This window comes from Providencia sp. PROV205 (assembly GCF_028479505.1).
In the GTDB taxonomy this organism is placed as follows: Bacteria; Pseudomonadota; Gammaproteobacteria; order Enterobacterales; family Enterobacteriaceae; genus Providencia; species Providencia huaxiensis.
Window position 1 is genome coordinate 169,761 of the sequence record NZ_JAMPNU010000013.1, and the last position, 10,411, is coordinate 180,171.

Here is a 10,411-nt window from a genome sequence, read left to right on the forward strand (position 1 = left end):
AACTGTATCATCAGGCACAGAAAGCACATCCGGAGCGCTGGTCAGGGAAGACAAAAACTGGCAATCGGAAGACCCGTCCATGTTGAATCCGGAACGGGGAAAACAGGCGGCTTAAATTAACCGGGGGTGACAACTACCTTGATACTCAACGACACTTACTGGTTCATAGAATAGACAGAATTTATTTACCTCATTGAATTTTTGAGTAATTAACTTAAGATGATTTTTGCGAACGCTTATCCTGAGAGAGTGTTGAGTTATCTTAGAGTGGTAGGTTAAGGTTCTCCTTGCTACGCGGGGGCCATAGTGAACGCATTGAATTGATTCATTTCAACAAAGGATACACTGTTCGACTTCCCTAACAGAATCAACATATTGAGTTAAATGGAGTAATGGCAATGGATAAATCAAAAAGCTTACCGAAATTACATGTAAGATATAAGAGATTTCAGAAGGATCTAAAAGACGTATGGGAATCTTTTTTAATTATAGAGTTTTATACTCCTCGTATTAAGGATTTAATAAAAAACGATCGGTTGCCGACCTTAACAATTGATACTTTTATAAATGAAAACACTAAAACTATTGATAAAGATAATACCTATGGTGCATTAAGTTCATTGGAACGGCGTGGTAATTTTAGACGGACATTACTTGAGGCTGTTCTAATATTTGAAGACTACATGTCCGACTTGATCGAATTAGTGTATTTAGACTTGCCAAACAAATTAACATCAGTTCAAGATGACAGCAACAATACTGGTTATCAAAAACTTTTAAAGTTAATTCTTAGCTGTTCCAACAAAGATGAAATGGTAGAAAGATTAGTTGAAGAGAAAATTCGAGGGGTATTCTATGGAAATCCTTTGGATGTATTTGAAAAAGATAAAGCAAAATTAGAATTTGGTTCATTCTTTAAGGAAAATTGCACGGCAGAACTTAACAATCTAAAGAAGATAATTGCAGCAAGAAATATTATTGCGCATAACAACGGTAAGATTGACAGGAAGTATCTGCGCGAAACCGACACCAGCGCGAATTTAGGTAGCATAATTAAATTAGATCGTGAATTTATTAAAAATTCTTTACATATGCTTTATTTCTTTGCAACTCAATCTGCTAAACTTGTAGTGGAAAATATCTATAGAGACACTCCAAATGGTGTTCTAGGTAAAGCAGTCAATTCTTTGAATAAATGAATTGAAATTAGATATTTCAAAATTTGATTAATATTTTGCAGTTCCATGTATTTCCTTCATTAGTTGTAGGAGCTCTATTCAAAATCTAGTTCCTAGTTCAAAACCAATATCGCGTTAATTTGTAGAACATATGTTGAGCGAGGAGACTTCCTAAGGTGGGATTTCTCCCCTTCGTTCACAACAGAGCTAACAACTATCCAAACTAGTCGGTGTGTACCAGAAGCATACATTGTTGCCTCTAATTATATTATTCAATATGAGTCGGATAACGGTATGATTACATGTCAGTTTTTATTTGCTCGGTGGTTAATATACGCGTTTGTAGTTGCGTCACCTCATCAGATGAAAATCTATTTTTAACCCTTTTAAGATGATTAATAACATCAAATATATCATTGTCATCCTTGACAATGATATATTTGATATCTCTTGGCTCAAAGCTCAAACGTAGGTGACTGATTTTTCGATTATATTCATTTTTTTGTTGCTTTGTTCTTATTCTGCTTATGGGCACTAATGGTAATACATTTTCCTCATTGATACTTGGAACGAATCTCCATTCCTTTTCATCGGCATATCTATAGTTTTCAATCTCAATTGAAGATCTTTTTAGGTTCCCTTCATAGTTTTTAAGATATCTATATATATCCATGAATTTCATGTAATTTTTATTAAACTCTTTATGCTCTTTATCATCTATGATTAAATTCATGTGTCGATATAAAGCGTTTAATGCTGAAGTAAGGCCATCGGGGAACTCACTATTTTTATTTACATACCAAACTGGATTCAATCCCTTAGAATTTGCCCATGATTTATTTAAACCAATGCCATAATCACCATATTTAGCAATATGATCTTTTAGATCGGACAGCTTTATATCACAAAATGAAACCATTGGAATACCAAACTCCCTTGTTTCATTTCTACCTTGTATCTTTTCTCTCGCATATGATATTTTAAATGTATGTTCAAGTATTTTTAATAATCCATCCCTATCTGTAAAATGAAATAATATTTCAGGGTGTAAGCTCATTATTATTCCTTATATTCATTCAATTTTTTGTATCAAAACAATACTAGTAATTTGTAAATGGTCAATAGATATATGAGATACATGCCAAAAATTTGCAGCTCCAACTAGACAACTATCCATTGGTCAAGATGTCCAGCTGTTAACATTGTTCTCACCAAAAGAGGGAATGATTATGGATCTCCGCTTTTCGCTCAGAGCTGACTGTCAGTTTTAAGTATGCACGACACTGCTCGGGTATGAGCTAATACAATTGCAGTTAATCACTTACCCAATTCTTGACTACGGCTCTAACTTAGCATTACCTCATGCCAACATTTATCCACCTGATTAATTGAGTAATATTTTTACCTCAATCTGGGCCCTCTATACCCTATAAATTAAGTAATTGAATTGAGCAATGAACCGTATATGAAATGTTTTAAGCAACTGTTCTAAATCGTGTTTATTCAAATCTCTGTTCACGTCCTTCAGCATCCTTACGTTCACGGTCTCTTTCATTCTCTATCCAGCGAATCAGTTTTTCATTCACCGACTTTGTAGCTATAGAAATGTCGGTACGCTCATGGGTAATTAGCTGGCTAATTGCATCTGCTCTAGATTGCATTATATTTGCCAAACTACCAGACCAACTAGATGGAGCTGTACGTGCTGCAAAAGCTTCTAAAACAACTTTTGGTTCAGGTGCTAGTTCTAATAATTTAGTTGCCACCTCAGACAAGATTGTTGCTGATGTAATCTCATCTTTTACCCAAAGGTTTATGCCTGTCGCTACAACCGCAAATATGCTGCTATCATTTTTAGTACAGCACCACTCAAGCAGGAAATCCACATCTATTTTTTCAAGAGCAGAACCATTCCTATCATCACTACGGATAAAATATAATCGTGACTGTTTTTGCCTATCCGTTCCCTCAAAAACACGACTAAGAAATTCTTCTGGCATCAATGAAGCTGTCTTCCCAATAACATTTTCAAATGAGTAAAGACAACCATAGCTATTGTCAATTACCTCAAAAATAGTATTTAACCACTCTAGTTTTTCCGATTCGTTACCATCAAAACGTAAAGCAGCATTAATCACATGCTCCATGTTATAATCGCTCATACCGCCAGAGTCATTATCATTCCCCTTAAGTCGCGATATTCCAGCTTTCAGGCCAAGTAATCTAAATTCAGCACCAAGAGTATCGATTGCTTCATCTGTGTCATGTAACCTCATGCTAAGGCCATCTAAAACTACATCATCACCATTTGGTTTATTTAAAAGTCTTAAAGTAAGATCAAGAATACACTCACTAGGTAAATCAGAATATTTAGCCGCCCACAAGATTGATCCGTACATGAATGGGTTAATATCTGAATCATCTAAAATTGCGATGCAGCGATTAAAATCATTTATAGCGAATTCTTTCCATGGATGTAAATCGACCAATACCTTTTTAAGCTCACTATGTTGTGCACATTGATCCAGTATCTCCTGTGCTAATTCCCTATTTATAAAATCAACTTCTTCAATAAATCCCTTAAAAACTGAGAAATCTTTATTAATTTCGGGATATTTTTTCAACTCATCAACAAGATTCTGCCAATAGATTTTCTGGTCGCAAGTTCCTTTAGCTAACCCTTTCCCAAACGCAGCTCGATAAGGCATCCACTCTGAAGAAAACAAATTAGAACCTAGCTCATAAAGCTTATGACTTGAAATAGCAAAAAGTTCACCTAGTCGTTGAGCATTAGCTTCAAGCCGTTTTTGAGCATCTGTATATTTATCGCCAGCATTATGATTGAAGTCATTATCAAGAGCCCAATAATCCCTCCCCCCACTTAAGACAAAAGTTATTATTTTTGAAATCAAGTTATTAGGTTCTAACTCTTTCTCTAAGGCCACGAGGTTATTTGGTATCTGTTTTAAATTTTGACTATCTTGGCTCTTAGAGTAATTAAAATAAATAACTGAACGAATCGCCTTCCAACCTTCACTCCAAGGGGTATAAGCATGTAACTTACGAGCTGCATCAACAAGTATTTCTCTCATCGCTTCTTGATACCACATCCCTCTAAATTGATTCGCTAGTATCTGCCGGGCACTATTTTTCAATTCTAGATCATTCGAATTTCCTAATTGTAATGCAACATTAATAAAAGCATGACGCCAGTCAATCAGTTCATTGTAGTTAGGTTCAAATCCAAAATCTCTAGGCTTAGCACCAAATTCATACAACCCAATACCTGACCATAAACCACCATCAAGAGCAGTTGAAAGCATTTTCAGCCCTAAAGATCTACGAGCAATGATATCTGAAGTAAGGCATTCATTCATAATCTCAATACGCTGCTCTATAGAAGCATGGGTGCCTGATAAATATGCCTGAAAGAATTTAGTGAGCTTTTGCCCTGCATCATCGTGGTTATTACTTTCTTTTTCATTATCTGCAATTCGAATTAACAATTTAGCACATTGCACAAAGTTTCTAGGCTCATAAGCTAATGCTTGCAGTAGTTTGATAGTCGTTGTTCGACGAGAGTCATAGCGCTTTAACTCGTTGAAATTAGAGTTAGTGAGTTCTACCTGAATTCGGTTCAATAACGTATCAGGTGCCACTGGAGCGATATATTCCAACATTCTTATTTGCGAATCATCTAGCTCTAGAATTTTCCCTAACAGTCCTTCAGGTTGTAACCAATCTTCAACAATCTCGATGGCTACAGGATGGTCATGTAACAATCCTAACCGATGAGCAAATGACATTAATAAACGTTGATTGTTCGATGCTTCAAAGGTTGCCCTAAGCTGTTCGGTGGGGATACTATCAAGTGCTGACGATGCTAATCTGTTCGCAATAGCATGAGGTAAAATAGCCCGCCAATGAGCTCTTTTTTGTACAATATGCCTATCTATTAATTTTTTGGCTGTGCGGAATAATTGTTTTTTAGAATACCCAGAAAGAGAGCCCAATACTTCTAATTCACTTCCCCCTACATCGGGATCAGAAATCGAAAATGAATATACTAAAGATAATATTTCAGCTTGCTCCCTTAAATCATCATTTTGGTGATTACGCTGATCGAATAAACGGTTAAACAATTGAGCGTCGGATAGTTGAGCCAAACTTTCCCCCTCTTCCACCCTCTCCGCTATTGCCAAAGAGACTCTTGCATTACCATCTGCAAACTCTGCAATCCTACGGGCATTATTCTGGCCTATATTAGGAAAACGACGGAGCAGTAATTTTTCAGCGACTTCGGGTCCAACTGTCTCTATGTGAATTACCTCTGTGGTCTGTGGCTTATCATCTCTAATATCGTACTCAATAGTAATGAGTTTTACATTGTCACATGCAGTAGAAACCCTTTTAGCCAAATCTGCATGGAGGTCTGATGGACAATTATCAAGGATCATAATTGAATGTCGGTTTTCAGAAATAAGCCTCTCCAACATGACTGTAGCCGACGGCTCTGGTTCAGCACCAGTATCGACATAAACAGCAATTGTTCTATCAAGAGCATCTGTTCCAACTGTATCTACAGTTTCATCAAAAAGCGCCTGTACGATACGCGTTTTTCCTACCCCAGATAACCCAGTAATACGAATTGCTTTATTAGTCGTTCGTACAAGGTCTCTCATCGGTCCGATTGCATCTTCAATACTAAGATTCTGACGTTTTCCTGATGGCAATGAGATCTTCACACCTTGTGCGAAAATTATAGTATCTTCAGCTCCTTGCGGTGGATTGCTCCATGCCCCATACGGCTGCCAGCCAGAGTATCCTCGACCCAACTTCCTTTTCACCCATAACATCACTGACGGATGTTGGCGCACCCACTGAGTTAATTTAGAACGGTCAAAGAAGCGTAAATGCAAATTACTGCCATTAGGATCTCTGCTCGCTGCATCCTGCATGGCTTCAATACGGTCTTTTAACATTGGAGGAGAGCAATCATCAGCTAAGCTGACAATAATGTAACTTCCCCCTTGTGCGGCTAATAAAGAAATCGTTGATGATAATTCACCATCAATAACCATTTCTTTTGTAATAGCAGTCTTCGGCATTGAATGTTTTTTTGATTGAAGGGTTGTATTCGGTCTTTCAATAAACCCTGTAGTTAATTGTGCTACAGGAACATTAACATGAACATCAATACCATCATCTGGAGCATTGATTGATCCAGACCAATTTACCCTAGCAGGGCTATGACCATGTGCTGCTACTTCTGCCTCTGAAAGACGAGCGATTAGTTCTTCTAACTGAACATCAGATAGCCCAAGTAATTCATCTTTTTCAATATCAAAAATTGCCATGGCTTAGACTTTTTAACGAAAATATTGGCACTTAAATTGCCGGAAGTGAAACTATTATATCGAGTTGAGCTAATAGTGCATGTATAAGGTATAGAATGAGTAGAACAATCACAGTAAAGACTAATAAATTTATGATCAGCCTAACTTTCGTAACACTATTGGTTCAGAAAAACCAGAACTAAACCAATAGCATATCAACATAACTATCAAAACTGATTTATTTAATCATACTCATTTAGATCTTTTCTTGGCATTTTTCTTTGGTCGTTTTTTGGTTATAGCTGTTTCCTCCATGGCTGCTTTGACATCATCGTAATCTCTAGACCAATCAAGAATATTTTTAGTTAAATCAGCATATTTAATCTCTATTTGTGGATATTTATTTTTTACTACTTCAATATACTCCCATAAATATTCTGCAATGCCCTTCGCTGCAACAGTTTTATTTTTCCATTTTAAAGGCCTAGGCTGCCATTCACCTAACAACTCACATGCTTTTTGTCTTATTTTAGCGTAGCCATCGCGCCTAGTTCAGATTCCCTTTTTAGCAGCCTCAGATCGCTGTCTATTCAATCGATTTAAATCTTCACTAAAATAACTATAAACGCCTAATCCAAAGATCTCACTTACCACTTCTAGACTTTGCATTAAACACTCAACAACGATAATTTTATGATCGAATGGGGAGTTTCTCTCATAAAAGTTCATCGCTAATTGAAAATTAACACTTGACCAAAATACACTGTTTAAAAGATAAACATTAACGCCTTTCTCTTTATCATTAAATTTAAGATGCAGACTCCTAACTCGTCTGCGATAACTACCTACTGGGTCTTTATTATTTGATATTTTGGCATATAACTCTGCTGCATACTTTTTAACTTCATCATCTTCCCCATTCAACATACCTAAAACTTTTAACGTTGAATCAGCGCGTAAACCCCTCCACCCTCTTTTTTTTATTTCATCATGAAATTGTGCTTGTTTACTTTCAGTAGCCTTACAAACGACACGTATTAAATCAATTAAATCATCTACTTAAAACACCCTCAATATTATTTTTGCTTCCACCATATTTTTCATCCCTAAGCCGCAATAAAATAGCTATTACAAACTTAGACATAACTTAATAAGTAGAGGAAATCACACTATGAATCAATCCAATATCATGATTCTTCGACTACCCACTGTAATCGAACGCATTGGTATCGGTCGTTCCACCATCTATGACTGGATCAACCCAACATCACCAAGGTATGACCCAACGTTTCCTAAACAAAAAAATTAGGGAAACAATCTGTTGGTTGGATCGAATCCGAAATCAACGATTGGTTACTTCAACGAGAGTCAACTTAGCTAGTCATCATTTTATCATTAACGATATTAATGTTTTATTGAGAATGTTTATTATTGTGAAGAAGTTAAAGAAGTAAAACCAAAACTGGCCTAAATTATCGAATATTGACTATTCAATAACGTTAAAATTTATTTATACAAAACTTAAGAGAGGATAATTATCATGTCTCAACGGATAACTATTACTGTAAAAAATGAAAACAATTTAAAACAGATAGATGAGTACTGCTGTAAGCATAAAACTTCACGTTCATCTTTAATATCTAGTATATTAAAGAGTGCTTGCCCATTACTTTCAGAGATAAACCAATACACTCAATTAACTAACGAGCTTGAAAGTAAATTATTTTCCCCAGATAAATCTTCAATGAATTATCAAGGGAAAGCATCTACATTTTCTTTAGCTGAACATCTTTTAGATATATGGCAAACGCACATAATAGAAAAAGGTGTCATTATTGATCAACATGCTTATCCTCATGCATTTAAAAGTCCTAAAGTTGGCTTCAAAGAAAAAACAAGCATTCAAGAAGAACTAGAGCACTATATTAGCGAGCCCAATATTAAGAAGGCTATCTTTATTTATACTGATAGGCATGTTCACTATAAGCTACATAAAGCAGGTGGATTATCAAATACAATTTTAATTAAAAATACTGAGTATAAAAATTACGTTTTTGACTTTAATGGGATCATTAACATACCGATGAATGATATTGTTTTTTTTGGCATTGAAGAAGCGATAAAGAAAAGTAAGGTACAGTTAAAACATACCTATGAGGCTTTTATACCGATTTATCACACAAACCATCAGTGCATTCTAATTGGGGTTATTGATAGGAACAATGCCAGCAGAAGAATAGACAAAAGCTCAAACACCATAATCATAAACCCACTATAACAGGTCATTAATGCGTTTTTTGATACCTAAGGGAATAAAATGAGCCATTATGCATACATCCGAGTAAGACATGATGACAGTGACGCCTTAGCAAATCTTGAGCAATACACACAGGAAATTGTCACGTTTTGCCCTGAGGTTAAGGATAATATCATCATTGAACGTCAACCATTGCTTGATGTGAAACTTCCTCCACCACAACTTATGGAGCATATTGACCATATTTTAACACCAGAAGACACTTTAATAACAAGGAGTCTCTATGATATAGGAAATAATACTCCGCAGGCTGCACAGATTTTATCTCGATGCCATGAACTTGGTATGGCTGTTGTCATCCTTAATCAGTCTATCACGAATATATTTGAGCAGAAGTTTTTCTTGCTAGACGTGCTGAATCTATTAAATGATTTAGAAGAAAGCTATGAAGTACTAAAACTAAGCAGGCGACATTACATTTCGTTATCCCAAAATAAGTCATTAGGTCGACCAGCAGGAAGTAAGTATAAGGATTATATTTACGAGCTAAGGTGCAAGGGATATAAACAACGCGAGATAGCAAATAAGCTTAACATTAGTCTTTCAACTATAAAGCGACACTGGAATAAAGATATTTTCGAATAAGGCCAACTCCAGAGTAATCAATTAATAAGAAATGCAGTTACAGTACGACTCTAAATATAGTTTTCGTGTTGGATAGGTATTATATATACCATCTATTATAACTAGCAAATAATAAAAATACAGCAGGGATGCATTACATAAAAAACCACCAAGGAGACGATATCTAATTTAATAAAAAACCATTTTAAACCTTACTAGCTAAATTATAAAAAAGGGATAAGGCAGATCCTTTGCCCTATCCCTATATTACTTTAATCATAATAAAGGGTAAGTTAATATTACCCTAGGGAATACTCATGTCTAAAAATGAATATAATGAATTTTATCTAGAATGCATTGCTGATACATTGAATTATGCTTTAAAGGAATACCCTCGTATCACGGTAATACGAGTTGACCTTCACTTTCCGCCTATTATCGATAATGGAGATATGCCGACATGTTTCCCTTATTTAGAAGGAAGTCCTATATCCCGATTTACTGATTCCTTAAAGGCTAAACTTAAGCACGATCAACACCGTAAAAAGCTTCAAGGTAAACGTACTTTCGAAAACAATATGCGTTATATGTGGGTAAAAGAAATTGCAACCGCGACACTCCCTCACTACCATGTATTTTTAGTCTTCAATAAAGACGCATACTACCACTTAGGGGACTACAATTTGTTCGAGCCTAGCTTACGGGCCATGATCACCACAGCTTGGTACAATGCATTACAGCTCGAATTTGATCCTTCTTTTGATAAAGGCACATTAGTACACTACCCAGAAAACTGCCGATATTACTTAAATAAACTTTCAGCATCATTTTCTGACGATTACCAATTAGTCATGAAACGTTTGAGTTATTTAGCAAAAGAATACTCCAAGCAGTACAGCCCTGTGCGTCGTAGTTTAGGGCGTAGCCAGTATTAATATTTGTGGTGGCCTTAGGGCCACCTATACAATTAGGTAATATTCACACTGGCAGTACTGCGTAATCTATCCTTATAACAA

The 10,411-nt window shown here is 35.8% G+C and carries 8 protein-coding genes and 1 pseudogene; 5 read left to right on the forward strand and 4 right to left on the reverse strand.

Annotated elements, in window-relative coordinates:
- Positions 1–398: 398 nt before the first annotated feature.
- Positions 399–1,199: a hypothetical protein gene (locus PR800_RS09795; RefSeq protein WP_272530693.1), complete on the forward strand. Its 801-nt coding sequence runs from the start codon at positions 399–401 to the stop codon at positions 1,197–1,199.
- 277 nt (positions 1,200–1,476) lie between these two features.
- On the opposite strand, the gene PR800_RS09800 is transcribed toward PR800_RS09795, so the two are convergent.
- The 4 genes from PR800_RS09800 to PR800_RS09815 form a co-directional block, all read right to left on the reverse strand.
- Positions 1,477–2,235 (reverse strand): abortive infection system antitoxin AbiGi family protein, encoded by a 759-nt coding sequence (locus PR800_RS09800; RefSeq protein ID WP_272530694.1) that lies wholly within the window; start codon positions 2,233–2,235, stop codon positions 1,477–1,479.
- A 442-nt stretch (positions 2,236–2,677) separates the two neighbouring features.
- A complete protein-coding gene (locus PR800_RS09805) occupies positions 2,678–6,535 on the reverse strand; it encodes a hypothetical protein (protein ID WP_272530696.1) in 3,858 nt (1,285 codons plus the stop codon).
- A gap of 231 nt (positions 6,536–6,766) precedes the next feature.
- Positions 6,767–7,021: a hypothetical protein gene (locus PR800_RS09810; RefSeq protein WP_272530698.1), complete on the reverse strand. Its 255-nt coding sequence runs from the start codon at positions 7,019–7,021 to the stop codon at positions 6,767–6,769.
- A 45-nt stretch (positions 7,022–7,066) separates the two neighbouring features.
- Complete coding sequence (locus tag PR800_RS09815; protein WP_272530699.1) at positions 7,067–7,441, reverse strand: hypothetical protein; 375 nt, start codon at positions 7,439–7,441, stop codon at positions 7,067–7,069.
- Positions 7,442–7,685: 244 nt separating this feature from the next.
- Between PR800_RS09815 and PR800_RS09820 the strand changes: the two are divergent.
- From PR800_RS09820 to PR800_RS09835, 4 genes and pseudogenes are all read left to right on the forward strand, one after another.
- A pseudogene (locus PR800_RS09820) lies at positions 7,686–7,891 on the forward strand (helix-turn-helix transcriptional regulator).
- A gap of 163 nt (positions 7,892–8,054) precedes the next feature.
- Complete coding sequence (locus PR800_RS09825; RefSeq protein WP_272530700.1) at positions 8,055–8,792, forward strand: hypothetical protein; 738 nt, start codon at positions 8,055–8,057, stop codon at positions 8,790–8,792.
- A gap of 39 nt (positions 8,793–8,831) precedes the next feature.
- Positions 8,832–9,416 carry a resolvase gene (locus tag PR800_RS09830; RefSeq protein WP_272530701.1) on the forward strand — a complete coding sequence of 195 codons (585 nt, stop codon included), beginning with the start codon at positions 8,832–8,834 and terminating at the stop codon, positions 9,414–9,416.
- Between the two features lie 296 nt (positions 9,417–9,712).
- Positions 9,713–10,330, forward strand: a complete 618-nt coding sequence (locus tag PR800_RS09835; RefSeq protein ID WP_272530703.1) for an inovirus Gp2 family protein — start codon at positions 9,713–9,715, stop codon at positions 10,328–10,330.
- The last annotated feature ends 81 nt before the right edge of the window (positions 10,331–10,411 follow it).